Origin of the sequence: Saccharopolyspora erythraea NRRL 2338 (genome assembly GCF_000062885.1) — a bacterium.
GTDB lineage: Bacteria > Actinomycetota > Actinomycetes > Mycobacteriales > Pseudonocardiaceae > Saccharopolyspora_D > Saccharopolyspora_D erythraea.
On record NC_009142.1, the window covers coordinates 1,101,962 to 1,126,332 of the forward strand.

Annotated in this window: 21 protein-coding genes; 9 read left to right on the plus strand and 12 right to left on the minus strand. The window is 72.2% G+C overall.

Annotated elements, in window-relative coordinates; genetic code table 11:
* Nucleotides 1–3 precede the first annotated feature (3 nt).
* From SACE_RS04835 to SACE_RS04870, 8 genes are all read right to left on the minus strand, one after another.
* On the minus strand, nucleotides 4–1,134 hold the full coding sequence (locus SACE_RS04835; protein ID WP_009949353.1) for a serine hydrolase domain-containing protein: 1,131 nt from the start codon (nucleotides 1,132–1,134) through the stop codon (nucleotides 4–6).
* Entirely contained in the window at nucleotides 1,134–2,897 is a 1,764-nt protein-coding gene (locus tag SACE_RS04840) for an ABC transporter ATP-binding protein (protein ID WP_009949352.1), read from the minus strand. The genes SACE_RS04835 and SACE_RS04840 overlap by 1 nt, the downstream gene beginning before the upstream one ends.
* On the minus strand, nucleotides 2,897–3,799 hold the full coding sequence (locus tag SACE_RS04845) for an ABC transporter permease (RefSeq protein WP_009949351.1): 903 nt from the start codon (nucleotides 3,797–3,799) through the stop codon (nucleotides 2,897–2,899). The genes SACE_RS04840 and SACE_RS04845 overlap by 1 nt, the downstream gene beginning before the upstream one ends.
* Complete coding sequence (locus SACE_RS04850; protein WP_021341970.1) at nucleotides 3,796–4,746, minus strand: ABC transporter permease; 951 nt, start codon at nucleotides 4,744–4,746, stop codon at nucleotides 3,796–3,798. Before SACE_RS04850 ends, SACE_RS04845 begins: the two co-directional genes overlap by 4 nt.
* A 13-nt stretch (nucleotides 4,747–4,759) precedes the next feature.
* On the minus strand, nucleotides 4,760–6,349 hold the full coding sequence (locus SACE_RS04855) for an ABC transporter substrate-binding protein (RefSeq protein ID WP_009949349.1): 1,590 nt from the start codon (nucleotides 6,347–6,349) through the stop codon (nucleotides 4,760–4,762).
* A gap of 405 nt (nucleotides 6,350–6,754) precedes the next feature.
* The gene (locus SACE_RS04860; protein ID WP_009949348.1) at nucleotides 6,755–7,594 is read right to left on the minus strand and encodes an ABC transporter permease subunit; all 840 of its coding nucleotides are present in this window, start codon (nucleotides 7,592–7,594) and stop codon (nucleotides 6,755–6,757) included.
* Nucleotides 7,591–8,553 carry an ABC transporter ATP-binding protein gene (locus SACE_RS04865; protein ID WP_009949347.1) on the minus strand — a complete coding sequence of 321 codons (963 nt, stop codon included), beginning with the start codon at nucleotides 8,551–8,553 and terminating at the stop codon, nucleotides 7,591–7,593. The genes SACE_RS04860 and SACE_RS04865 overlap by 4 nt, the downstream gene beginning before the upstream one ends.
* A complete protein-coding gene (locus SACE_RS04870) occupies nucleotides 8,550–9,587 on the minus strand; it encodes a LolA family protein (protein WP_009949346.1) in 1,038 nt (345 codons plus the stop codon). Before SACE_RS04870 ends, SACE_RS04865 begins: the two co-directional genes overlap by 4 nt.
* Nucleotides 9,588–9,750: 163 nt before the next feature.
* On the opposite strand from SACE_RS04870, the gene SACE_RS04875 reads away from it, so the two are divergent.
* From SACE_RS04875 to SACE_RS04885, 3 genes are all read left to right on the plus strand, one after another.
* Nucleotides 9,751–10,434 carry a response regulator transcription factor gene (locus SACE_RS04875; protein WP_009949345.1) on the plus strand — a complete coding sequence of 228 codons (684 nt, stop codon included), beginning with the start codon at nucleotides 9,751–9,753 and terminating at the stop codon, nucleotides 10,432–10,434.
* Nucleotides 10,431–11,819: a sensor histidine kinase gene (locus SACE_RS04880; protein WP_009949341.1), complete on the plus strand. Its 1,389-nt coding sequence runs from the start codon at nucleotides 10,431–10,433 to the stop codon at nucleotides 11,817–11,819. Before SACE_RS04875 ends, SACE_RS04880 begins: the two co-directional genes overlap by 4 nt.
* A 637-nt stretch (nucleotides 11,820–12,456) precedes the next feature.
* Nucleotides 12,457–13,305, plus strand: coding sequence for an NUDIX domain-containing protein (locus tag SACE_RS04885; RefSeq protein ID WP_231849927.1), 849 nt, complete (start codon nucleotides 12,457–12,459; stop codon nucleotides 13,303–13,305).
* Between the two features lie 147 nt (nucleotides 13,306–13,452).
* On the opposite strand, the gene SACE_RS04890 is transcribed toward SACE_RS04885, so the two are convergent.
* The 3 genes from SACE_RS04890 to trpS all read right to left on the minus strand — a co-directional run bounded on the left by SACE_RS04890 (nucleotide 13,453) and on the right by trpS (nucleotide 15,983).
* Complete coding sequence (locus SACE_RS04890) at nucleotides 13,453–13,755, minus strand: DUF3224 domain-containing protein (RefSeq protein WP_009949339.1); 303 nt, start codon at nucleotides 13,753–13,755, stop codon at nucleotides 13,453–13,455.
* 469 nt (nucleotides 13,756–14,224) lie between these two features.
* Nucleotides 14,225–14,830 (minus strand): Uma2 family endonuclease, encoded by a 606-nt coding sequence (locus tag SACE_RS04895; protein ID WP_009949338.1) that lies wholly within the window; start codon nucleotides 14,828–14,830, stop codon nucleotides 14,225–14,227.
* A gap of 187 nt (nucleotides 14,831–15,017) precedes the next feature.
* Nucleotides 15,018–15,983: a tryptophan--tRNA ligase gene (trpS, locus tag SACE_RS04900; RefSeq protein WP_009949337.1), complete on the minus strand. Its 966-nt coding sequence runs from the start codon at nucleotides 15,981–15,983 to the stop codon at nucleotides 15,018–15,020.
* A gap of 434 nt (nucleotides 15,984–16,417) precedes the next feature.
* On the opposite strand from trpS, the gene SACE_RS04905 reads away from it, so the two are divergent.
* Nucleotides 16,418–16,726, plus strand: a complete 309-nt coding sequence (locus SACE_RS04905; protein ID WP_009949336.1) for a YciI family protein — start codon at nucleotides 16,418–16,420, stop codon at nucleotides 16,724–16,726.
* A gap of 256 nt (nucleotides 16,727–16,982) precedes the next feature.
* Here SACE_RS04905 and SACE_RS04910 read toward each other — a convergent pair whose 3' ends face one another.
* A complete protein-coding gene (locus tag SACE_RS04910) occupies nucleotides 16,983–17,366 on the minus strand; it encodes a hypothetical protein (RefSeq protein WP_009949334.1) in 384 nt (127 codons plus the stop codon).
* Between the two features lie 316 nt (nucleotides 17,367–17,682).
* Here SACE_RS04910 and typA point away from each other — a divergent pair, with 316 nt between their 5' ends.
* From typA to SACE_RS04935, 5 genes are all read left to right on the plus strand, one after another.
* A complete protein-coding gene (gene typA / locus SACE_RS04915) occupies nucleotides 17,683–19,608 on the plus strand; it encodes a translational GTPase TypA (RefSeq protein ID WP_009949333.1) in 1,926 nt (641 codons plus the stop codon).
* Nucleotides 19,609–19,929: 321 nt separating this feature from the next.
* Nucleotides 19,930–21,678, plus strand: coding sequence for an ABC transporter family substrate-binding protein (locus SACE_RS04920; protein WP_011873227.1), 1,749 nt, complete (start codon nucleotides 19,930–19,932; stop codon nucleotides 21,676–21,678).
* Between the two features lie 48 nt (nucleotides 21,679–21,726).
* Nucleotides 21,727–22,866 (plus strand): threonine synthase, encoded by a 1,140-nt coding sequence (locus SACE_RS04925; RefSeq protein WP_009949332.1) that lies wholly within the window; start codon nucleotides 21,727–21,729, stop codon nucleotides 22,864–22,866.
* A gap of 124 nt (nucleotides 22,867–22,990) precedes the next feature.
* Complete coding sequence (mshB, locus tag SACE_RS04930) at nucleotides 22,991–23,902, plus strand: N-acetyl-1-D-myo-inositol-2-amino-2-deoxy-alpha-D-glucopyranoside deacetylase (RefSeq protein ID WP_009949331.1); 912 nt, start codon at nucleotides 22,991–22,993, stop codon at nucleotides 23,900–23,902.
* Nucleotides 23,899–24,279: a hypothetical protein gene (locus tag SACE_RS04935; RefSeq protein ID WP_009949330.1), complete on the plus strand. Its 381-nt coding sequence runs from the start codon at nucleotides 23,899–23,901 to the stop codon at nucleotides 24,277–24,279. The genes mshB and SACE_RS04935 overlap by 4 nt, the downstream gene beginning before the upstream one ends.
* Nucleotides 24,280–24,371 lie beyond the last annotated feature (92 nt).

The window sequence follows — 24,371 nt, forward strand, 5'->3', positions numbered from 1 at the left end:
ACGTCAGCCCAGGCAGCTGTGCAGGGCGGTGAGCAGGCGTTGGGCTCGGCCGTCGTCCTCCTCCGGGCGCATCATGCACGGCACGTAGGAGAAGGCGACGCCGCGGTGCGGCCAGCAGCCGTGGACGGAGCCGCCGGCACCGCTGTGGCCGAAGGCGACCGGTTCCGGGCCGTAGGTGCCCAGCGGGTCCTGCACCTCGAAGCCGAGGCCGAAGCACAGTGGGCGACCCGTGCCGGGGTCCTCGCCGCGGCTCTCCTCCCGGTGCGCGCGGTCCAGCGTCGACGGGCTGACGAGGCCGCCGCTCACCAGCGCCGCGTACACGCCCGCCATGCCTCCGGCGGTGGCCATCGCTCCGCCGCCGGGCACCCCGCCGGTCCACCACCGTTCGGTGTTCCACGGCGTGCCGTCGCCCACCAGCGACGGCGGGTTGCCGTAGACCCTTTCGGTGTGGGCGCGGCTTTCCGGGGTGTCCAGGCGGTTCGCGACCCGGTAGTCGGGGGAGCGCCAGCACCGCCCGGTGCGGCGCCACTGGGACGACGGCAGGCCGAGCCACACGTCGACGCCGAGCGCGGCGGTGATCTCCTCGCGTACGAAGTGCCCGATCTCGCGGCCGTCGGTGCGGCGCACGAGCTCGGCTGCCAGCCAGCCGAAGGTGAGGGCGTGGTACGCGACCCGTTCGCCGACAGGCCACAGTGGACTCTGCTGCGCGAGCAATGCGGCCATGCCCCGGTTGTCCAGGCACTGCTCCAAACTGACCCGCTGCTCGTGGTACGGCAGCCCGGCGGCATGCGAAAGCACCTGCCGCACCAGCACTTCCTGCTTGCCCGCCGCCGCGAACTCCGGCCAGTACTCGGCGACCCGGGCATCCGGGTCGATCGCCGCGCGCTCGACGAGCAGCGCGATCGCGGTCGACACGACGCCTTTCGTGCCGGAGAAGACCGGCATCAGCGTGTCCGCCGTCATCGCCTGCTCGCCGCCGGGGTCGCGGTGCCCGCCGTGCAGTTCCACGACCGGACGACCGTCGCGGAACACCGCGAAGGCGCTGCCCGCGCCGCCGTCGGCGTCGAGGACCGCCGCGAACTCCGCCGCGACGCGGTCGAACCCCTCGTCGCAGCGCCCGTGCGCCACCGCCATCAGAGCGCCCCTTCGACCTGGAAGTTCGGCGCGTCGGCCAGCAGCGAGCGCGTGTACTCGTGCTGCGCGTCGGAGAACAGCTCCTCCACCGGTGCCTGCTCGACGATCCGGCCGTCCTGCAGCACCGCGACCTGCTGGGCGATGTTGCGCACCAGTGCGATGTTGTGCGTGACGAAGACCAGCGACAGCCCCATCTTCTCCTGGAGTCCGCGCAGCAGGTCCACGATCGCCGACTGCACCGAGACGTCCAGCGCGGAGGTGATCTCGTCGCAGATCAGCACCTCGGGCCTGGTGACCAGCGCCCGCGCGATCGCGACGCGCTGCCGCTCGCCGCCGCTGAGCTGGTCTGGGTAGCGCTCGGCGATGTCGGGCCGCAGCGCCGCCAGCTCCAGCGCCTCGATGACGCGGTCGCCGGCGCTTTCCGGGGAACCGTCGCCCAGCACCGAGATCGGCTGCGCCACCAGGTCGCGCACCCGCCGCCGGGGGTTCAGCGACTCGTACGGGTTCTGGAACACGTACTGCACCTGGCGCCGTTGCTCGCGGGTGCGTTTGGCGCTGCTGCGCGCGAGTTCCGTCCCGTGCAGGCGCACCGACCCCCGGTGCTTCGGGTGCAGCCCGGCCAGGCAGCGCGACAGCGTCGTCTTGCCGCTGCCGGACTCGCCGAGCAGCGCCAGGCACGACCCGGCGGGCACCGACAGCGTCACGTCCCGCAGCACGGGCGTTTTCGTGTACCAGGCACCGACTCCCTCGACTTCCAGCACCGGTTTCGCTTCCCCGGCTGCCGGATCCGGGTCGCGCGGCGTCGCCTCCAACTGCTCGGAACGCGGGTTCAGGCAGCGGATCAGGTGCTCCGCCGACACCTCCACCAGCTCCGGCACCTCGTCGCGGCATCCGGTGGTGGCCGCCGCGCACCGCGGCGCGAAGGCACATCCGTCGGGCCGGTCCAGCGGCGACGGCGCGTGGCCGTCGATGGCCTGCATCGCGCGGGAGCCGTCCAGGTCCGGCACGGCCAGCACCAGCCCGGCGGTGTAGTGGTGGCGCGGGTGCGCGAGCACCTGCCCGGTCGGCCCGGTCTCGACGATGCGTCCCGAGTACATCACCGCGATGCGGTCGGCCAGCTCGGCGACGACGGCCATGTCGTGCGAGATGTAGACGCCCGCGGTGCCGTGCCGTTCGCACATCTCGCGGATGGTGGTCAGCACCCGCTTCTGCGTGGTGACGTCGAGCCCAGTGGTCGGCTCGTCGAGCACCACGACCTCCGGGCGGCCGACGAAGGCCATCGCGATCGCGATCCTCTGCTGCTGCCCGCCCGAGAGCTGGTGCGGGTAGCGGCGCAGGAACTCGTCGTCGCCGGGCAGCGCGACCTCTGCCAGCACCTGGCGGATGCGCTCGCGCGCCTGCGGTCCCGACACGTCGTGCACGCATTCGGAGAGCTGCGTCAGCAGCCGCAGCGCCGGGTTCAGCGCCGAAGCCGGGGACTGCGGGATGTAGGCGACCCGCCTGCCGCGCATCGCCGCGGCCTCCGCGGGAGACAGCCCCACCAGGTCGGTGCCGCCGATTTTGATGCGCCCACCGGCGATGCGCGTGCCGCGCTTGCAGTAGCGCAGCATCGCCAGCCCGAGGGTGGTCTTGCCCGAACCCGACTCGCCGATCAGGCCCAGGATCTCGCCGGGAGCGAGGGTGAGGTCGATGTCGGCGACGATCGCGGCCTCCGAAGGCACGCCGCGGACCTCGACGCCGGCGGCGTTCAGCGCAGTCGTCATCAGCTCCGGCCTCCCTTCTCGATTCCGCGGTCGACGCCGGCCACCGACCGCGCCAGCCCGTCGGCCACCAGGTTCGTGCCGATGGTCAGCACCGCGATGGCCAGCACCGGCAGCGCCACCGCCCACGGCTGCACGGTCAGCGCGATCCTGTTCTCGTTGATCATCAGTCCCCAGTCCGCGGTCGGCGGTTGCAGTCCGAGGCCGAGGAAGCTCAGTCCGGCGACGATCCCGATGGAGTAGTTCAGCCGCAGCCCCAGCTCCACCAGGACGGTGCCGGTGACGTTGGGCAGGATCTCGCCGAGCAGGATGCGGGTGCGCGACATCCCGATCGCCTCCGCCGACTTGACGAAGTCGCGCTCGGCGACCGCCAGCGTGGCGGCCCGGACCACCCGCATCACGCGCGGCAGGTGACCGCCCGCGACCACCAGCACCAGCAGCCACAGCTCGGGGCCGACCACGCTGACGAACAGCAGCGCCAGCACCACCTGCGGGAACGCCAGCACGATGTCGGCCACGCGCATCACCGACTCGTCCAGCCACCCGCGCCGGTAGCCGGCGTACATGCCCAGCAGTGCGCCGAGGCCTACGCCGAGCAGCGTCGCCACCGCGGCGAGCATCAGCAGCGTGCGGCCGCCGTGCAGGAAGCGGGTCAGCACGTCGCGGCCGAGGTTGTCGGTGCCGAACCAGGAACCGGCGGCCGGGTCGGAGAACGGGGTGTCGACGAACTCCGTCGCGCTGTGCGGTGCGATCCACGGACCGGCCACCGCGACGAGCAGGACCAGGGCGGCGAGCCCGAGCCCGACCTTGCTGCGCGGCAGGCGGAGCGCGGTGCGCAGCACGCCGGCGGCGCGGGGCACGTGCTGGACGGCGGGTTCGGTGGGTGCGTTCGTCGTCGCGGTCATCGCGCGGACCTCACCTTCGGGTTCGCGGCCAGGCTCACCAGGTCGGCCAGCAGGTTCACCACGATGTAGACCGCGGCGATCGCCAGCGCCAGCGTCTGCACCACCGGCAGGTCGCGGTTGTTGACCGCGTCGACCAGGGCGAACCCGATGCCGGGGAAGCGGAACAGGAACTCCACGATCACCACGCCGCCGGCCAGCCAGGCCAGTTGCAGCGCGACGACCTGCGCGACCGGGCCGATGGAGTTGGGCAGCGCGTGCCGCAGGATCACGGTGCGTTCCGGCAGGCCCTTGAGCCGGGCCTGCTGCACGTACTCGCTCTCCAGGACCTCGATCATGGTCGCGCGCATGATGCGCACCATGTAGGGCGAGACGGCCAGGACCATGGTCATCGTCGGCAGCACCAACTGCACCGGATCGCTCCACGCCGAGCCGGACTCTGTCATCACGTAGACGGCGGGCAGAAGGTTGAGCGCGCCGGTCGAGAAGACCAGCACCAGCACGATGCCGACCACGAACTCCGGCAGCGCGGCCAGGACCAGCGTCAGCACCGAGGTCGTGTGGTCGAACGCCTTGTCCCTGCGCAGCGCGCTGTAGGTGCCGGCCAGCAGCGCCACCGGGACGCTGATCGCGGTCGCGCACAGCATCAGCGCGAGCGAGTTGTTCAGCCGCTCGCCGAGCAGCTCCGACACCGGCATCCCGTTTGAGAACGACGTGCCGAGGTCGAGCTGCACCAGGTTTCCCAGCCACGACAGGTACTGCACGTGCAGCGGCTCCCCGAGCTGGAGCTGTTCGCGCAGCGCCGCCAGCCGCTCCGGCGTGGCCTCGCGACCCAGGATCGCCCGCGCCGCGTCACCGGGAAGCGCCTGGGTGGCCAGGAAGACCACGACCGAGACGGCCCAGAGGATCACGACCCCGAGCAGGATTCTTTTGAGCAGCAACCGATTCATCGAAGCACCGTCCTCACCGCGCCAGCCACGCGCGCCGGAAGCCGTAGGAGTTCAGCGGGATTCCGCTGCGGTCGACGCCGAGACCGGCGACGCGGACGCTGTGCGCGTCGAGCTGGTTGGGGAAGCCCCAGATGATGTGACCACCGCTTTCCCATTCGATCTGCTGCGCGCGCCAGATGAGTTCGCGCCGCGCGGCCGGGTCGGTCGTGGCCCGCGCGCGCTGGACCAGGTCGGTGAACTCCGGGTGCGCCCAGTGCGTTTCGTTGTAGGGGGATTCGGGCAGGCTGCCGTTGCCCGCCTGCGACAGGAAGTTGCGGGTGAACCAGAAGTCCTGCGCGAAGTCCCACGACAGGTACTGGTCACCGAAGAACTCACCGGGGTCCAGCCTCCGGATGCTGACCCTGATGCCGGCTTCGGCCGCCTGCTGGGCGAACACCTGCGCCGCCTCGACCGTCCCGGCCGCCACGGGCGAGGTGACCAGCTCCACGCTCAGGTTCTCCTTGCCCGCCTCCTTGAGCAGCCGACGGGCCTTGGCCACGTCGCGGGTTCGTTGCGGCAGCGACGAGTTGTACATCGAGTCCAGCGGCGAGTAGAGGTCGTTGCCGACCGTGCCGTGCCCGCCGAGCACCTGGTCGATCATCTGCTGCCGGTCGACGACGAGCCGGAACGCCTGGCGGACCCGGACGTCGTCGAACGGCGGGCGGTCGACGCGCATCGTGAACGGCAGCCACGCACCGGTCTGCGACTCCAGCAGCCGCAGGTTCGGGTCGGCGTCGAGCACCCGCAGCAGGCCCAGCGGCACCTGGTCGATGGCGTCGACCTGGCCGCCGAGCAGCGCGTTGACCCGCGCGGTGTCGTCGGGGAAGTCGCTGATGACCAGCTCGTCGAGGTAGGGCTCGCCCTCCCGCCAGTAGTTGCGGTGCTTGGTGAACACGCTCTGCTGGCCGGGTTCGAAGGAGTCGAAGGCGAACGGTCCGGTGCCCACCGGCCGGTCGGGGTCGTAGCCGACCGGCACGATCCCGTTGGCGTACTGGGCAAACTGGTCGGGCAGCGTGACGTCCGGGCGCAGCATGGTGAACCGGACCGTGCGGCTGTCGAGCGCCCGCAGCGAGTCGCGGTCCAGCGCGGTCAGGCCGACCGCGCCGCTCTGCGGGTTGGCCGGGTCGCTGATGCGCCGCAGCGTGAAGATGACGTCCTCGGCGTCCAGCGGCTTGCCGTTGTGGAACTCCACGCCTTCGCGCAGCCGGATCGTCCAGGTGACCGCCTGCGGGTCGGACTCGACCGACTCGGCCAGCGACGGCTCGATCTCGTAGTTGTCGTTGAAGCGCAGCAGCGTGTCGTAGAGCTGGAAGACCCGGGCCTGGTCGGGGTGGGTCACCGGAGCGTGCGCGTCGAGGGTGTCCTTGCTGGAGCCGCCGACGATCCCGACGCGCAGCCGGCCTCCGTAGCGCGGTGGCCCGGACGGCAGCGGTGCTTTGCGGACCGCGCCCCCGGCGCATCCGGTTGCGACCGCTCCCGCCCCGGCCGCGGTCGCTCCCGCCGCGACGTAACGGAAGAAGTCGCGACGACTCGGACCGGTGATCGGCCGCCCTCTGCTCGGCATCCGGCGAAACCTCCCTGGGGCGGGAAGCCCCGCCCGTGTTGCGTCCTCGGCCTGCGACTGATTGATGAGTCAATCGATCGCATCGACCATTGCCGACCTCAACTCGGCTGTCAAGACGCCATATGCAGCGGGTATATGTCAAGGGAGGGGTTGCGATGTCGTTACGACGTTGTGCTGTCTTGCTACTTTCGCAACGCTGGTGGGCGGTGGAAAGTGGTGTCGCGCAACGGATTCGCCGGGCCGGGACCCCGTCCGCCGGGGCGTGTCGGCGGCTTCGGTGCCACCGGCTTCAAGGGGGTGCGGCGGCTGGGAAGGGAGGCCCGATCACGAACCGACCGCCGCCCGCGGTTGCGGACGGCGGTCGGGGAACTGCGGAGCGTGCCCGGTCCGGTCGGGTTCGCCGTGTCAGGCGTCCTTCGTCGTGATGCGGAGCACGGTCGCCGAGACGCCGATCAACAGGTAGCACCCGGCGCGGAGCAGGCCGTCGACGAGCGCGCCGGTGACGACCGGGTCGCGCAGCACGTCGACCACCGACGTCCAGCCGGTGGTGATCAGCAGCGGCTGCAGCCAGTCGAGCGCGGGCAGGCTGCCCAGCACGCCGAAAACGATCAGCGTGCCCATCGTGGCGGCCATGACCACCAGCGGGTGGTCGGTCAGCGACGAGATCGCCAGCGCGATCGCGCCGATCGCGGCCATCTGCGTCGCCGACCACGCCGCGGCCAGCGCCACCCGGCCGAGCGCGCTGCCCAGCGGCAGCGTCGTGCCCGACAGCGACACCATGCCGTCGCCGCCGACGATGACCAGCCCGGTCAGCACGCCGCTGACGGCGATCACGCCGACCGACAGCAGGACCATCGCCAGCACCCCGGCGGCCTTGACCCCCACCAGCCGGACCCGCCCGACCGGCGCGAGCAGCAGTCCGCGCAGCGTGCCGTGCGCGGACTCGCCTGCCAGCGCGTCCGCCGCGGTCATGCTGACGACCAGCGGCAGCAGCATCGTCTGCGCCAGCACGAGGGTCGCCACCGGCAGGACCAGCCCGTTGCCCGCGACCGCGGCGAGCACCGGCGGGCCGTCACCGCCCTCCGGTCCGCCGGTGAGGACGATCCCGATGCCGATCAGGACGGGCAGGGCCGCCAGCAACACCAGGGCGAGCAGGTTGCGCGGGCGCCGCAGCACCCATCTCAGCTCGGCGAGCAGCACCCTGCCCAGCGGCGCCGACGTGCGTTCCACCGCGACCGCGGTCATGTTGCCTCCTCGGTGAGCTGGGCGAACAGATCCTCCAGACCCGCCCTGCCGCGGCGCGCCTCGTGCACCCCGACCCCGGCGTGCACCAGGGCGGCGATGACCTCCGGCGGGTCGACGTCGGTCAGCTCGACGCGCAGCCGGCCGTCCTCCTCCCGGGCCGCGATCCCGTGGTCGCGCAACGCGTGCAGGCCGCCTTCGACGTCGGCGGTGGACACCACCAGGTGCGGCCGGCCCGACTCCAGCAGCTCCCCGAGATCGCCCTGGGCGACCAGCGACCCCCGGGTCATCACCGCGACGTGCGTGCACGTCGCCTCGACCTCGGACAGCAGGTGCGACGACACCACCACGGTCGTGCCCACCGAGTGCAGGTCGGCGATGATGCGCCGGATCTCCCGCGTCCCGGCGGGATCCAGGCCGTTGGTCGGCTCGTCGAGCACCACCAGCTCGCGCGGCACCAGCAGCGCGGCGGCCAGCCCCAGGCGCTGCTTCATGCCCAGCGAGTAGCCCTTGTACCGGCGGTGCGCGGCAGCGGTGAGCCCGACGCGTTCCAGCGCGTCCGCCACGGCGTCCCGAATCCGGCCGGTGGCGAGCGCGGGTTCCACGGCCGCGCAGCGCGTCAGGTTCTCCCGCCCGGACAGGAAGGGGTGGAAACCGGGACCCTCGACCAGCGCCCCGACGCCGGGCAGCACGTGCGCCGCGCCGTCGGGCATCGGGTGGCCGAGCACTTCGACCGTGCCCGCCGTCGGCCGGGTCAACCCCAGCAGCATCCGGATGGTGGTCGTCTTCCCGGAACCGTTGGGGCCCAGGACGCCGACGACCGCGCCGCGCGGGACGGCCAGGTCCACCCCTGCGACGGCGACGGTCTCCCCGTAGGTCTTGCGCAGGCCCGTCGTGCGGGCGGCGAAACCGCCCGCCGGGGCGGCGGCCGCCACCCCGGCGGACTCGACGACCCCGGTCATCCGAGCGCGGCCGTCAGCACCTGCTCCGGCACCGCGCCCGCGACGGCGCGCCCGTCGGAGGTCACCAGCGCCGAACCGGCCTTGGTCTCGATGAGCCAGCCCTGGCCCCACGGGCCGCTGACCGGCTTGCCGATCTGCTCGACCACGGCCATCGGGTTGCCCTCGGCGCCCTCGCCCTTGGGCAGCTCGGTGCGCACGACCATGTCCCAGCCGTCGCCGATGACGGTCGGCTCGGGGTGCTCGGCCTCCGGGCCGGGCTTGCCGTGCGGCCCGGTCTCCTCCGCCTCGCGCACCTGCGCGCCCGGGGGAGCGGTGAAGCGGAACAGCGCCGGGTCCGGCTGCGCCAGGTCCAGGTTGGAGAAGCCGACGTGCAGCGCGGGGCTGTCGGAGCCGTTGGTGCCGACCGTGACCGCGAGCGGGATGCGCTTCTCGGCGTCCACGGCGATCCGGACCTCGCGCAGCACGGTCCGCTCGGTCGGCTTGGGCTTCAGCACCAGCTCGTAGGCGTCGCGGCCGGCGACGCTGGCCGTGCCGTCGACCGACACCTCGCTGGTCTGGCGGACGGCGTCGATGAGCTGCCGCGACATGGCGGCCGGGTCGGCGGGGGCCTGGTGCTCGGGCTTCGGGGCGCTGTCGTGCGCGGCCCTGGTGACGGTGCGCTCCGCCGAGTTCCAGTTCCACACGGTGGCGCCGTCGTTGACGATCGTGTTCTCGCCCGCCGGGGACGGCAGTGACACCCGGTGCCTGCCCTGGCCGTCGGCCCACACCTGGAAGGCGCTGTTGCTCTGCGAGAGCACGGAGGTGCTCGCGTCGTGGCCGGGGATCATCGGCAGGCCCAGCGAGTTGTTCACCTCCACCGTCCCGGACAGGGCGGGCGGCGCGGCCGTCATCACCGACTCCACCAGCGCCTCCGGCGCGACCGGCGGGAGCACGGGGTCGGCGCCCGCGCCGGTCGGCAGGGCCAGCGCGGTGAGCCCGGCGACCCCGGCCACCACCCCTGCCGTCGCGGTGAGCGTGACGTGGGTTCGTTTCATGGGACTGTCTCCTGTCGCTGTCCGTTCCCCCTGCGGGAGCCGCGGCTCCCGGACTGCCAGAGTGAACCGCCGACGCTGAGAAGAGCCTGAGACCTGCCTCCGCAGCTGAGAACTCTCTTAGAGACGGTGCACGACGGAGCCCGCCCTCGGCATGCTGAGAACCATGGCGGCGCGGGTGTTGGTGGTCGACGACGAACCGGGAGTCCGCTCGGCGCTGCGCCGGGGGCTGTCGGCCGAGGGCATGGACGTCACTGTCGCGTCCGACGGGGTGGAGGCACTGCGCCTGGCGGGCACCGGCGCGTTCGACGTCGTCGTGCTCGACATCATGCTGCCGGGGCTCTCCGGCTACCGCGTGCTCGAACGGCTGCGCGCGGACGACGTCGCGACGCCCGTCCTGCTGCTGTCGGCCAAGGACGGCGAGGTCGACCAGGCCGACGGGCTCGACCTGGGCGCCGACGGCTACCTGGTCAAGCCGTTCTCGTTCCTGGTGCTCGTGGCCCAGGTCCGCGCCCTGCTGCGGCGCGGCGAGGCGGCCGGGCGCGGTGAGCTGCGCGTCGGCGAGCTGCTGATCGACCGCGGCAGCCGCGAGGTGCGCTGGGCGGGCACCGAGGTGTCGCTCTCACCCCGGGAGTACGGGCTGCTCGTCGCGCTCGCGGGCCGGTCGGGGGCAGTGGTGTCCAAGGAGGACCTGCTGCGCACCGTGTGGGGCGAGGACCAGTTCGTCACCCGCAACGTCGTCGAGGTCTACGTCGGCTACCTGCGCCGCAAGCTGGCCGCCGCCGGGGCCGGGCACCTGGTGCAGACCGTGCGCGGCCACGGCTACCGGGTCAGCGACGAGCCGTCATGATCAGGCTGCCCCGTCCGCTGCGGTCGTGGTGGTCGCGCCGCACGATCCAGTTCCGGACCAGCGCGGTCGCCACCGTCGTCGCGCTCTGCGCCCTGGGCGCCATCGCGCACGCGAGCACCGGCTTCGTCGGCTGGCTGCTGCTGGACTCGGTCGACACCGACCTCCAGCGCAGGGCCACGGCGGCGACCTCGCAACTGGCCTCGGGCGCCGACCCGGCGGCGCTGGTCGGCCCCGACCTGCGGGTGCTCGACGTCGCGGGTACCCCCGTCGACGGTCTGCCAGCACCGGCGGTCGGCGGTCGCGAGATCGACGACCTGAAGGCGGGCGAGGGCGTCATCGAGCACCGCGACCACGCCGAGTGGCGCCGCTGGGTGGGCGTGGTCGTCCCCGACCCGCGGGGCGAGCCCCGCCTGGTGCTGGCGGGCACGCCGCTCGTCGGGTACCGCGACACCCTCAGCACCGCGGGGCGCTTCCTCGTCTCCGGCTCGATCCTGTCGGCGGCGGCGATCGGCCTGGCCACCTGGATCGTCGTGCGCCGGTCCCTGCGCCCGGTCGAGCGGCTGCGGGTGGCGGCCGGGACGCTGCCGGAGGGCGAGCGGCTGCCGGTGCCCGAGGCCGACGACGAGCTGCGGGCGCTGGCCGAAGCGCTCAACAGCATGCTCGCCCGCCGCGACGCCGACACCGAGTGGCTGCGCCGCTTCACCGGCGACGCCGCGCACGAGCTGCGCAACCCCGTCTCGGCGATCCGCGTGCAGGCCGAGGTCGCGGTGGTGCACCCCGATCCGGAGCAGGCGCAGGAGGCGCTGCAGGAGATCGCCGACGAGACCAAGCGGCTCTCCGACCTGGTGGACGGCCTGCTGGCGCTGGCCCGCGCGGAGCGCGGCAGCCAGCCGCCGCCGCGACCGGTGGACCTGGTCGCGGCGGTGCGCGCGGCGGCCGACCGGGCCAACATGCGGGGAGCCCGGCCACGGGTCCAGGTCGAGACCTCGGCGGCGGCGCTGGTGGTCTCCGCCAGCCCTGCCGAGGTGGCCACCGTCCTGGACAACCTGGTCTCCAACGCCCTGCGCTACGCCCGTGCGCTGGTCCGGGTGTCGCTGCTGCCCGCGGCGGACTCCGTGCGGCTGCTGGTCGACGACGACGGCCCCGGCATCCCCGCCGAACACCGGGCGCAGGTGTTCGACCGCTTCCACCGCGTCGAAGCCGACCGGGCCCGCAGCACCGGCGGCAGCGGCCTCGGTCTCGCGCTCGTGGCCGAGGCCGTGCGCCGCCGCGGCGGCACCGTCCGCGCGGGCGAGTCGCCGGAGGGCGGCGCCCGCATCGAGGCGCGCTGGCCCCTGTCGGGCCCGCTCCTGCCCGCCGTCCGCCGCGACGACGCGCGGCGGTAGCGGCGGGGCGGGCGGCCGTAGGGGCGCGGGGGCGGGCGGCGAGTCGGCGGCGGCGCTAGGGGCGCGCTGTGAGGCGGCGGCAGGGCACGTGCTGTGGGACGGCGGTGGCGGACGTGCGGGATGTGGGACGGCGGTGGCGGACGTGCGGGATGTGGGACGGCCGTGACGGTAGTGCGGGCTGTGAGATGGCCGCGGTGGTAGGGGGCGCGCTGTGGGACGACGGCGGCGGACGTGCGGGCTGGCAGACGGCGGCGGTGGTAGTGCGGGCCGCGCGGAAGCGGCGGTCATAGGGAGGCGCGCCGTCCCACGCCGTTCTGCGCACGAGTCGTCGGTGGTCACGCCCGGGCTTCAGCTCTGCACGCCAAGAGCCGTCAGCAGTCGGGCGGCCCGTTCTTCGTTCGCGCTGTTGGCGTCCTAGTCGGAGGCCCCTCCGTCCGTCCACGCCCCCAGTCGTTCCTGGTCGGGTGGGCCTTCCGTCCGTCCACGCCCGAGTCGTTCCTGGTCGAGTGGGCCTTCGTCCGCCCACGCCCGAGTCGTCGCTGGTGGTCCACACCGCCAGACCAGGTGCCCCGTTGCGATGTGGTCATCGCCCATCTCACCAACTGGACGGAGACCCGGTGGGGCAAGATGTCATCACGTGCCAGTCTTGCGAACCACGGCCCTGATCGACGCGCCGCTGCCGACCGTTGGGGGTGCGCTCCGCGACATCCCGCTCGCCGAACACGGGCTGGCCGAGCTCGGGGTGCGCGCCCGCGTTGTGGGCAAGGCGTCGGCGCTGCTCGTGCCGGGGGACGAGCTTTCGTTCCGGATGCCGGTGCTCGGAGTGCCGGTCTCGCTGCGCACGCGGATCGTCCGGGCCGATGCGGACGCCCTCACTTCAGTGCTGGTCGCCGGGCCACTGCGGGAGCTGCGACACGAAGCGGTCCTCGCCGCCGTCGGTGACCGCACCCTGATCACCGACTCGGTGCACTGGAAGACGCCGCTCGGCGGCCCCGGGCGCCTGGCGGACGTCGCGCTGTTGCGCCGCAAGGTGCTCGCGGTGCAGGCCCAGCGGGTCAGGGCCGTGCGGGAGCTCGCGGAGTCGTGGGCTGGCCGGAAGGTGGTCGTCGGCGCCGCGATCGTCCGAAGTGGACTCCTACTGGCGCAGCAGCGCCGCTATCCCGCCGACCACGCGGGCCGCTGGGAGTTGCCGGGCGGCCGAGTGGAGCCGGGGGAGGGAGAACGCGAAGCGGTCGTCCGCGAGTGCAAGGAAGAACTCGACGTCGAAGTGCGCCCCACAGGCCGGGTCGGCACCGACGTGCCTCTGTCGAACGGAATGATCCTGCGAATCCACAGCGCCGAACTGGTCGAAGCGGCCGCGGTCCCGAAGGCCGTCGAGCACCACGACGTCCGCTGGGTGAAGGCGGCCGACCTGCCCGCCCTGGACTGGCTTGACGCCGACCGAGTCCTCGTCCACTCACTCCGGGAACTGGTCGACAAGAGCTGAAGCAGAGCCCCGATTGCTGACCAGAAAGCACCCGTGATGCTCCACAACGCTACTTCTCGAGGGTGTAGGTGAGAGTCAGAACGCCCATGGTGGCCTCCGTAGCCTCACCAGACAGTCCGGCAAGGCCGGCCGTACCCGAGTGCGGGATCACAGTGCCGAAAGTGCTTTGGTCTTGCCGTCGGCCAGACCGCCGTGTTGGATCACGAACGTGCCGCGCCGGCCGTCCAGGGACGCGTGGATGTGTTCCGAGGCCACGTAGCCACTGCCTTTGGTGCCCTGCGCGGTAAGTACCTCTACGACCCCGGTCCCTTCGAGAGCGCCTCGGTAGGTTTTGCGGATCACGATCCTGGTCAGCTTCGGGCCTTCGTCCGGCTCGTGATAGGGAACCTCTTCCCAGCTATCGATCTCGAACTCGGCCTGGATCGTTCGCGGAGTGCCGGTGCCAGTCATGAGCGCGGAGCATGCCAGGTCAGTCTGACAACCCGCCTCCGAATTGCTGGGAGCGATTGCCCACGAGCGCGCCTGCTAGTGCGGCAATGGTCTCCGGGGCGAAGTCCCCAGGTTCCCGAACCGCCCGGCCTGACTTGCCCAACCCCAAACGGCACTGCCTGTTCCGTCCCTCGCCGTGAACCGCCGCTTCGGGTTGCCCGCCCGAGCCCGTTGGGTGCCTCGGTTTCCAAGCCGCACTGACCGTCCCTCGCCGTGAACCGCCGCCCCGGCTTGCTCGCCCGAGCCCGTTGGGTGCCTCGGTTTCCAAGCCGCACTGACCGTCCCTCGCCGTGAACCGCCGCCCCGGCTTGCCCGCCCGACCCCGTTGGGTCCCCCGGGCTTCCAAACGCCTGGCCCCCGACCCCAACCGCCGGCCCGCTCCGTTCCCCGCCGTGAACCGCCCAGCCCGCCGCCGGACCCCGAACAGCCCTCAGGGTTCGAGGAGTTCGCCCGGGTCGAAGGACAGCTCGAACGGCAGGTCGGTTTCGAAGCGTTGCCCGTCGAGGGCCTTGGCCTGATCGCGGTATTCGCCGTCCACGAGCCGCAGCAGCTCGACCTCGACTCGCTGGCGCGCGTACGAAACCTCTACGCGCATGAAGTACGGGATGCCCGCCTGAGCGCAGAGCGCCGGCTTGTCGATGCGGTCGTTCTTCCGGCTGGACGGTGACACGCATTCGCCGACGAGCAGCACGTTCTCCGCCGGGACCCACACCCTGCCGCGGCCGGGTTGGTCCAGCACGACGAAGTCGGGTTCGATCCACCGCTGCTGGCCCAGCTGCACGTTGATCGTGGTGTAGGCGGCGCCCCCTTTCGACCGGGCGGGGTCGCGCAGGAGGTGGCGGAGCTCGTCCGCCGCGTAAGCGTTGGCAGTACCTTCATAAGGGCTCACGAGCAGCTTTCCGTCCAGGCACTCGTACTTCGCCGGAGGCATTCCCGGGATCGGCAGGTACCGGTCGGCGAGCTGGGGGGTCCACAAACCGTCGAGATCGACCAGCGGGTCGAACCTGGCAGTCGGGTCGAACGCTGGTGCGGCCATGACAGCGCTCCTCTCGAAAACCCTCGTTTGCCCTTGGTCCACCACAGTACCCATGCATCCAGGTTGGCGGGACCGCTCAGGGGAGTGCCATGAATCCGATCGTGATCCACTCGAACTGGTGAACGAATGCCCGCGGGTGCAAGCGCCCTGACCCACTTCGCCGCAGTTCAGGGCGCTTCGCGGTCCTTCAGCGCAGCCCGGAGACGCGCAGCGCGGCCTCCAGCCGCGGGCGCGCGCGCTCCGCCGCGCGCTTCGCGCCGTGCGCCCGCACGCGGTCGAGCTCCGCGGAGTCGTCGAGCAGCTCCCGCGCGCGTTCGCGCACGGGCCGCAGCTCCTCGACGACCGCCTCCGCGACGGTGTCCTTGAGCTCCGCGTACGAGCCGACGGAGTCGGCCGCGGCGTACGGGCTGGTGCCGCCGCACGCCGCGAGGATCTCCAGCAGGTTCGCCACCCCGGGCTTGGCCTCGGGGTCGTAGCGGACTTCGTCGCCGCCGTCGGTCACGGCCCGGCGGAACTTGCGGCGGATCGCGTCGGGCTCGTCGAGTACGAACACGCTGCCGGGGGACTGCTGCGAGGACTTGGCCATCTTGCGGCTCGGGTCGCCGAGGTCCCGGATCCGCGCCGCCGTCTTGGGCACCACGGCGCGCGGGACGACGAACACCTCGCCGTAGTTGGAGTTGAACCTCCTGGCCAGGGTCCGGGCCAGTTCGACGTGCTGGTCCTGGTCGGTGCCGACCGGCACCTCGGACGCGCCCTGCATCAGGATGTCGGCGGCCATGAGCACCGGGTAGGTGAGCAGGCCGACGCGGACCGACTCCTGCCCGGCGCCCTTCTCCTTGAACTGGATCATCCGGGCCGCCTCGCCGTAGGTGCAGGTGCACTCCAGCACCCAGTTCAGGGCGCCCAGCTCGTAGGCGAGGTCGGACTGCACGAACACCGAGTCCGGTTCGATGCCCGCGCCGAGCAGCACCGCGAACACCTCGCGGGTCAGCGAGCGCAGCCGCTCCGGGCGGTGCGGGGCGGTCATCGCGTGCAGGTCGGAGACGAAGAACAGGTCCTCCGGCTCCCGCTCGGCCGCCCACCGGCGGACCGCGCCGAGGTGGTTGCCGAGGTGCACGTGGCCGGAGGGGGTGATGCCGGAAAGACGGGTCATGATGATCTCCTGGGGTCCTTGCCGCCACCAGGATGACCGCGATTCGCGTCGGCCGCCTGATGGCGACCGGTTCGCGTTGGTCAGTGCGCGAAGCGTCCGGGCCGCCCGTGGGCGGCCCACCACATGCTCAGGTGCTCGCGCATGTCCGGAAGCCTACCGCTCGGCAAGTGGTGGCGGTCAAGCTTTTCCGCGTGCGGTGGCGGACCGCCTCGACCCGGGCTGAAGATCCGCGGCGCCGGCGACGGGCAACCGAGGGCTCGGATACGGGTATCAGCGCCGGAAACGATGTCCGGAGGAGCCGAAAGGCGTTCGCGGTCACCGAAAGCGCCCTCGCTGAAGATCGGTGGAAGTCGCGTGATCGACGGCCGAAGATCCGCGGGAATTCGGCGGCCGAGTCGGCGGCGGTGCGCCGGTGCCGGAGTTACCTTGAAGATATGTACGTGGTTCTGCTGAATTACACGGCCCCGCAAGCAGACATCGACGCATGGCTGGTGGATCACTACGAATGGGTCACCCAGCACTACGACGCGGGCGACTTCATCGCTACCGGGCACCGCAGGCCGATGGCAGGGGCGGTCATCATCGCCAGGGCGATGCCCCGCGGCAGGCTGGAGGCGATCCTGGCGACCGACCCGTTCGCCCTGCACAAGCTGACCCGGCACGAGGTGATCGAGTTCCAGGCCCTGCGGACGGTGCCGGAGCTGGCCAGGTACGCCGACCCCCTGGCTCCGGCGCGCGAATAACCGCAGCGAGAAGCCCGCGCCCCGGCCCCGGCGCCGAGGGCCATGCGAGTTCGTGCTTTTTGTTGGAATTGCCGGAATCTTTCGTCGAATCCGTCCGCGCCGGAACTGATCGCCGAAGGCGGAACTGATCTCGCCGAAGTGAGCTACCCGAATCGATCTCGCCGGAGTCGATCTCGCCGAATCGATCGCGGCGGAACCCCGAAGTGATCTTGCCGGCACCGGGCTCGCCGGAGCCGACTTCCGGTACCGGCCGGGGCTACTTCCCGCCCGCGCCCTTCTTGCCCGGCTTCTTCTTGCCGGACTCCTTCTGCTCGCGGTCCTTCGCGGCGGCCTTCTTCCCGGCCTTCTTCGCGGCCTTCTTGTCGCTCTTCCTGCCGTCCTTCTTCGGGCCGCCGCCGTTGCCGGCCTCGGTGTCCAGGCCGTTGTCGCCGCCCGGCTCGGCTTCCCAGCCGGCCAGGTCCGCGTCCTCGGCGGGGGCCTTCGCGGCCTTGTCCGCGTGCTTGCGCGCCTTCTTGCGCTCCTTGCGCAGGTCCTCGGCCTTCGCCTCGCGGAGGACCTCCCGCAGGACCACGATCGGGCAGCTCTTGCACGGTGGCCGCGAACGGCAGCACTTGCTCTTGACCTTGATCGTCTTACCCACGCTGCTCTGGTCTTTCCGGTCCCTCGGGTGCGTCGCGGACAGGCTAGGCGAACCTAACCCGTTCGGGCGAACTTGATGTTGGGGGCGGTGTTGGATGTTGCGCTGAGCACGTGTCGGCGGTCTCGCAATCACCTTGCACTACGCTGGAGCGAGCCGCGCGTCGACATCGCGCCGCACCGCCGGGCCCCGGAGGTGCCGTCATCCGCTCCGCAGCGGCGACCAACACAGCGGAGCCGCGGCCGAACCCGAGTCGACGAGAACCGCCGCAGCCAGGATCGACTCAGTTCGCCACCTTCAGTCCGACAGGAGTACCCGCGTGTCCGCCACGAGCGTCGCCCCCACCCAGCAGGTACGCAGTGACCTGCGCAACGTCGCCATCGTCGCGCACGTCGACCACGGCAAGACGACCCTGGTCGACGCCATGCTGCGGCAGTCCGGCGCCTTCTCCGAACGCGCCGAGCTGGTCGACCGCGTGATGGACTCCAATGACCTGGAGCGTGAGAAGGGCATCACGATCCTGGCCAAGAACACGGCCATCCGCCGGATGACCCCGGACGGCCCGGTGACCATCAACGTGGTGGACACCCCCGGCCACGCCGACTTCGGCGGCGAGGTCGAGCGCGGCCTGTCCATGGTCGACGGCGTGGTGCTGCTGGTCGACGCCAGCGAGGGCCCGCTGCCGCAGACCCGGTTCGTGCTGCGCAAGACGCTGGCCGCCGGCCTGCCGGTGATCCTGGTCGTCAACAAGGTCGACCGCCCCGACGCCCGGATCGCCGAGGTCGTCGACGAGGCCCACGATCTGCTGCTGGACCTGGCCTCCGAGCTCGACGGCGAGGGCGGCGGCATCGACATGGAGCAGATCCTCGACCTGCCGGTGATCTACGCCTCCGCGCGCGCCGGCCGAGCGAGCCTGACCGCTCCCGCCGACGGCGACCTGCCCGCCGACGAGGACCTGACCTCGCTGTTCGACGTGCTGCTGGACCGGGTGCCTGCGCCGGTCGCCGAGGCCGACGCGCCGCTGCAGGCCCTGGTGACCAACCTCGACGCCTCCTCCTTCCTCGGCCGGATTGCGCTGTGCCGGATCCACTCCGGCACGATGCGCAAGGGCCAGACCGTCGGCTGGTGCCGCGCCGACGGCACCGTGGAGAAGGTCAAGCTCACCGAGCTGCTGATCACCGAGAACCTGGACCGGGTGCCCGCCGCCGAGGCCTCGGCGGGCGACCTGGTCGCCATCGCGGGCATCCCCGACATCACCATCGGCGACACCCTGGCCGACCCCGAGGACCCGCGGCCGCTGCCCCGGATCACCGTCGACGACCCGGCGATCTCGATGACCATCGGCGTCAACACCTCGCCGCTGACCGGCCGCAACGGCGGCACCAAGGTCACCGCCCGGCTGGTCAAGAACCGGCTCGACGCCGAGCTGATCGGCAACGTCAGCGTCAAGGTCGTGCCGACCGACCGCCCGGACACCTGGGAGGTCCAGGGCCGCGGCGAGCTGGCGCTGGCGGTGCTGGTGGAGACGATGCGCCGGGAGGGCTTCGAGCTGACCGTCGGCAAGCCGCAGGTGGTGACCAGGACCATCGACGGCAAGCTGTGCGAGCCGTTCGAGCGGCTGACGATCGACTCGCCGGAGGAGCACCTCGGCGCGATCACCCAGCTGCTGGCCGGGCGCAAGGGCCGGATGGAGACGATGGACGGCCACGGCACCGGGCGGATCAAGCTCGAGTACGTCATCCCGTCGCGCGGCCTGATCGGCTTCCGCACCGAGTTCCTCACCGAGACCCGCGGCACCGGCATCGCCAACCACGTCTTCGAGGGCTACTTCCCGTGGGTGGGTGAGCTGCGCACCCGGCACAGCGGCTCGTTGGTCGCCGACCGGTCCGGCTCGGTCACCAGCTACGCGATGCTTCAGCTGGCCGACCGCGGCAGCTTCTTCGTCGAGCCCGGCGCGGAGGTGTACGAGGGCATGGTCGTGGGGGAGAACCCGCGCGCCGAGGACCTCGACATCAACGTGACCAAGGAGAAGAAGCTCACCAACATGCGCTCGGCCACCGGCGACGAGCTGGAGCGGCTGGCCCGCCCGCGCAAGCTCGGACTGGAGGAGGCCCTGGAGTTCTGCTCCGGTGACGAGTGCGTCGAGGTCGGGCCGGAGGCGATCCGGGTGCGCAAGATGATCCTGGACAGCACCACCCGCGGCCGCGAGCGCTCCCGCCAGAAGGCCCGCGACAACCAGGCGTAGCGGCGGCTTGCCGGGTGGCCGGCTCGGCCGCTGCGTAATGTGGGAGGCCGAGCCGGACCGCCCGGTCGGCTCGGCCCGCCCGGCGGGTGGACGGCGCCGGGCCGCCACGGCGGTGCCCGCGAGTCACCGGTCCTCCTTCACGCCTTCGGGTGGTTGACATGCTGCGCTGGTCAACGCTGCGCGGTGGCCCCCCCGGTGTCGTCCACCGGATAGGCGGAAGCAACCATGGGGGACTTCGGCACGTCCATTACCGCGAGAGCGCGGTTGGCTGTCTCGGACGCACCTCCGGCCGGTGGTGCGGTGAGGGGAGGTTCGCACGTCGTGTCGCACGGTCGACGCCGCCCGTTCACCGCGGCCGTTCTGCTGGTGGCGCTGCTGAGCTTGGTGACTGCCTGCACGAACGCACCGCCGCCGCCCCTCGTGGAGCCCACGACCTCGGCGCCGGAGACGACGTCGTCCTCGGGCCAGCCGATGCCGACCGAGGTCGTGGTGGGGCTCGACCACCTGGAAGGCGGCTTCAACCCGCACACGCTGGCCGACCTCTCACCGACCTCGTCGGCGCTGTCGAGCCTGATGCTGCCGTCGGTGTTCCGCCCGGCCGCCGACGGCTCCCTGCAGCTGGACACCACGCTGATGGAGTCCGCCGAGGTGGTGCCGGAGGCGGGCAAGTTCACCGTCCGCTACCGCATCCGCAAGGAGGCGGGCTGGTCCGACGGGGCGCCGATCGCCGCCGAGGACTTCGTCTACCTGTGGGAGCAGCTGCGCTCGCAGCCCGGTGTCGCCGACCCGGGCGGATACCAGCTCATCGAGGACGTCGCGTCCCGGCAGGCGGGCAAGACCGTCGAGGTCACCTTCGCCAAGCCGTTCCCCGGCTGGAAGACGCTTTTCAACAACCTGCTCCCGGCGCACCTGCTGCGCGACGCGCCCCGCGGCTGGGCGACCGCGCTGGACGAGGGCTACCCGGCCTCCGGCGGGCCCTTCGCCATCCGCCAGGTGGACCTGGACCGCGGCGAGATCATCCTGGAGCGCAACGAGCGCTGGTGGGGCACGCCCGCGGTCTCGGACCGGATCGTGTTCCGGGCCGCCGACAAGCAGGGCCAGCTCGCGGCGCTGCGCAGCGGTGACACGCACCTGGCCGTGTTCGGCGCCGACACCGAGACCATGAACGCGCTGCGGGAGATGGGCGACCGGGTGCAGCTGATCACGGTGCCCAGGCCCGCGACCATGCAGCTGCTGCTGCGTCCGAGCAGCAGGCAGCTCTCCGACGTCCGGGTCCGCAACGCCGTCGCCGCCGCGCTGGACCGGGGCGCGTTGATCGACGCGGGCACCGGTGGCGGTCCCGCCGACCAGTTGCAGGCGCACGCGCAGGTCCTCGCGCCGTCCGAGCCCGGCTACGTCCCGACCGAGCCCGCGGGCGCCTTCCCGGAGCGGCCCGACCCGGCGCGGGTCGACCGGCTGCTGCGCGAGGCCGGTTACCAGCGCGTCGGGGGCGTGTGGTCGCGCGACGGGCGTCCGCTGAACCTGCTGATCGCCGCGCCCTTCGAGCACGAGCAGTACGTGCGCATCGCCGAGACCGCCGCGCGCCAGCTGCGCGACCAGGGCATCCAGGCGACCGTGACGACCCCGACCGGCGACCAGCTCTTCGGCGAGATGCTCGCGGCCAACCCGAAGACCGAGGACCCGGGTTCGGCGGTGTCGGTGGACATGGCGATCGCCCCGCGGCCCGCCGGCGGCGACCCGGCCGCGATGATGGCCGCCTCCTTCGGCTGCCCCGGCGTCGCCCCCGACAGCGAACAGCCGTTCCCCTACAACGCGGCCGGGTTCTGCGACGAGCTGCTCCAGCCGACGGTCGACGCCGCGATCACCGGGCGGCTGCCGTTCGCGGCGGCCTCGGCGCGGGTCGAGCCCGCGGTGTGGAACGCGGCGGTCGCGGTGCCGCTGTACCAGCAGGCGCAGGTGCTGGCCCTGGGCCGCGACGTGCGCGGGGTGCAGCCCGGCCACGGCTTCGCCGGGCCCTTCTCCACCGCCGACCAGTGGCTGGGGACACCGGCCAAGAACGACGGCTGGTAGCTCACCAGCGGTGAACAGGCACGACCGGAACACGTGAGGAGTGGGCGGGTGCTGCGGGGCTTGCGTTGTGTCCGGTGCGGCGAGCGGACCGGGCTGCGGTACGACACCTCGGGATGCTCCGGCTGCCGGGCCGCGGGCGTGCCGTCAGCGCTGGTCGCCGACCACGGCCTGAGCGGGGTCGACGGCCCGGCGCTGTGGGCGGAGTGGTCGCGCCGCAGGCCGGGGCTGTGGTCGCACCACGAGCTGCTGCCGGTCGACGCGGCAAAGGCGGTCACCCTCGCCGAGGGCGCGACGCCGCTGCTCGAACTGGACGAGGGCGTGCTGCTCAAGGACGAGCGCCGCAACCCGACCGGCAGCTTCAAGGACCGCTTCTTCACCACCGCCGTGTCGTGGGCCAGGGAGGCGGGCGCGAGCACGGTGGCGGTCGCCTCCAGCGGCAACGCAGGTGTCGCGGCCGCCGCCTACGCCGCCGCTGCCGGGCTGGAGTCGGTGGTGGTCACCACCGGTGAGATCAGCGGCACCTCGAGCGGGCTGGTCCGCAGGTTCGGCGGGCGGCTGCTGTTCGGCGACACCCCGGAGCAGCGCTGGGCGATCCTGCGCGAGCACGCCGACGAGTGGACGGTGCTGACCAACACCTCCGAGGTCCCGGTCAGCAGCCTGTGGGTCGGCATCGAGGGCTACAAGACGATCGCCTACGAGATCGTGCGCGACCTCGGCGACGTGCCGGAGGTGGTGCTCGCGCCGGTGTCGCGCGGCGACGGCTTCGCCGGGATGTGGCTGGGCTTCCAGGAGCTGCGGGAGCTCGGCGTGGTGTCGAGGACCCCGAGGATGGTCGCCGTCGAGCGCTACCCGTCGCTGAGCCGCGCGCTGCGCGAGGGTGCCGAACCGCCCCCGGCCGGCGACGTCGCCGGGCCGGTCGAGGCCACCTCGATCAGCAACCCGCAGGCCACCGTCATGTCGCTGCGGGTGATCCGCGAGTCCGGCGGCACCGCCGTGGCGTGCACCGACGCCGACCTGCACGAGGCGGCCGAGCGGCTGGGCAGAGCCGGTGTCGGGGTGGAGCTCAGCTCGGCCGCCGGGCTGGTCGGGATCGACGCGCTGCGCCGCGACTCGCTGCTGGAACCGGGCGACCGGGCGGTCGCGCTGGTGACCTCGCATGCCGCGAACCAACCCGGCACCCTCCGATGACGCAGCCCTGCTGGGCCGTTCGGTCGCATGCCGATGCGCCTGTCAGCGCCTTCGTGAAACGGACGTTCGGGTCAATGCCGCTACCTTCCGCCGACGCCCGCACCACGCCAACTAGGCTGGACCGGTGACGCTGACGGCCCCACCGCGGTTGCTGCTGGTACACGCACACCCCGATGACGAGACCCTCTGGACCGGCGGGACGATCGCCCGCTACGCCGCGCGCGGAGTGCAGGTGGTCGTGGTGACCTGCACCCTCGGCGAGGAAGGCGAGGTCATCCCGGACAACCTCCGCGGCCTCGCCGCCGACCAGGCCGACCAGCTCGGCGGCTACCGGGTCGGCGAGCTGCGCTCGGCGTGCGCCGCGCTGCGCGTCGCCGACCAGCGGTTCCTCGGCGGCGTCGGCCGCTGGCGCGACTCCGGCATGCTCTGGGAGAAGCCGGGTCAGGCCAGTGCGCTGCCGGACGCGCACCCGCGCGCCTTCGCCGTCGGCGACGCCGATGAGCAGGCGGACGCCCTGGAGGAGCTGCTGCGGGAGTTCCGGCCGCAGGTGGTGGTGACCTACGCCGCCGACGGCGGCTACGGCCACCCCGACCACATCCGCGCCCACGAGGTGACGATGGCCGCCGCCGCGAAGGTCCCGGACGTGCTGCGGGTTTTCCACGCCGTACCCTCGCAGGGCGTGGTGAAGGAAGGTCTGGCGGCGCTGGCCGAGGCCGAGGGGATGCCCTTCGAGCTGCCCGAGCCGCACGAGCTGCCCGGCGTGCCCGACGAGCGGATCACGACCGTGGTCGACGTCGGCGAGCACCTGCCCGCCAAGATCAGCGCGCTCCGGGCGCACGGCACCCAGGTCAAGATGTGGCTGGAGCAGTGGAACAACGGCGCCGGGGTGGCCGCGTACGCGCTGTCCAACGGCGTCGCGCAGCCGGTCGTGAACACCGAGCACTACGTGCTGGCCACCGGTGACCAGCAGGGATGCGAGACGGACCTGTTCGGCGGACTCGGGGTGAGCGGTACCGAGCCGGTGGGCGCCCGTTGACGGCTGCCGACCGCGTCCTGTTCGGCTTCCTGCTGCTCGACGCGCTGGTCCTGGCCATCGTCGAGCTGCTGTTCCTGCCGTTGTGGATCGGCCCGGTGCAGTTCCCGATCATGGCCGCGGTGGCCGCGGTCACCACTCCGCTGCTGGTCTCGGCGGCGGGCAGGCTCTCGCAGCACCGAGGTGTCGCCGCCGCGCCGCTGGTGGTGTGGTTCCTCGCGGTGTTCGTGTTCGGGCTGTTCGGCCCGGGCGGGGACGTGGTGCTCGTCGGCGACTGGCGTGCACTGCTGTTCATCGCCGCCGGCGCGTTGCCGAGCGCGATGATGCTGGGCATCGTGCTGGCCCGCAACGCCGTCGAGGCCGGGCGGACGGCGCACTGACCTGACGGTGTGTCGAACAACACTCCGCGGTCGCTCCGATGCTGGTCACCTGGTCGAACGATCAAGTGACCTGCCCGGTACACGCCGTTAAC

Excerpts from the sequence above, each read along its gene's own strand:
- SACE_RS04835 (WP_009949353.1), bottom strand. The coding sequence starts at position 1,134 with ATGGCGGTGGCGCACGGGCGCTGCGACGAGGGGTTCGACCGCGTCGCG.
- SACE_RS04840 (WP_009949352.1), bottom strand. The coding sequence starts at position 2,897 with ATGACGACTGCGCTGAACGCCGCCGGCGTCGAGGTCCGCGGCGTGCCT.
- SACE_RS04845 (WP_009949351.1), bottom strand. The coding sequence starts at position 3,799 with ATGACCGCGACGACGAACGCACCCACCGAACCCGCCGTCCAGCACGTG.
- SACE_RS04850 (WP_021341970.1), bottom strand. The coding sequence starts at position 4,746 with ATGAATCGGTTGCTGCTCAAAAGAATCCTGCTCGGGGTCGTGATCCTC.
- SACE_RS04855 (WP_009949349.1), bottom strand. The coding sequence starts at position 6,349 with ATGCCGAGCAGAGGGCGGCCGATCACCGGTCCGAGTCGTCGCGACTTC.
- SACE_RS04860 (WP_009949348.1), bottom strand. The coding sequence starts at position 7,594 with ATGACCGCGGTCGCGGTGGAACGCACGTCGGCGCCGCTGGGCAGGGTG.
- SACE_RS04865 (WP_009949347.1), bottom strand. The coding sequence starts at position 8,553 with ATGACCGGGGTCGTCGAGTCCGCCGGGGTGGCGGCCGCCGCCCCGGCG.
- SACE_RS04870 (WP_009949346.1), bottom strand. The coding sequence starts at position 9,587 with ATGAAACGAACCCACGTCACGCTCACCGCGACGGCAGGGGTGGTGGCC.
- SACE_RS04875 (WP_009949345.1), top strand. The coding sequence starts at position 9,751 with ATGGCGGCGCGGGTGTTGGTGGTCGACGACGAACCGGGAGTCCGCTCG.
- SACE_RS04880 (WP_009949341.1), top strand. The coding sequence starts at position 10,431 with ATGATCAGGCTGCCCCGTCCGCTGCGGTCGTGGTGGTCGCGCCGCACG.
- SACE_RS04890 (WP_009949339.1), bottom strand. The coding sequence starts at position 13,755 with ATGACTGGCACCGGCACTCCGCGAACGATCCAGGCCGAGTTCGAGATC.
- SACE_RS04895 (WP_009949338.1), bottom strand. The coding sequence starts at position 14,830 with ATGGCCGCACCAGCGTTCGACCCGACTGCCAGGTTCGACCCGCTGGTC.
- trpS (WP_009949337.1), bottom strand. The coding sequence starts at position 15,983 with ATGACCCGTCTTTCCGGCATCACCCCCTCCGGCCACGTGCACCTCGGC.
- SACE_RS04905 (WP_009949336.1), top strand. The coding sequence starts at position 16,418 with ATGTACGTGGTTCTGCTGAATTACACGGCCCCGCAAGCAGACATCGAC.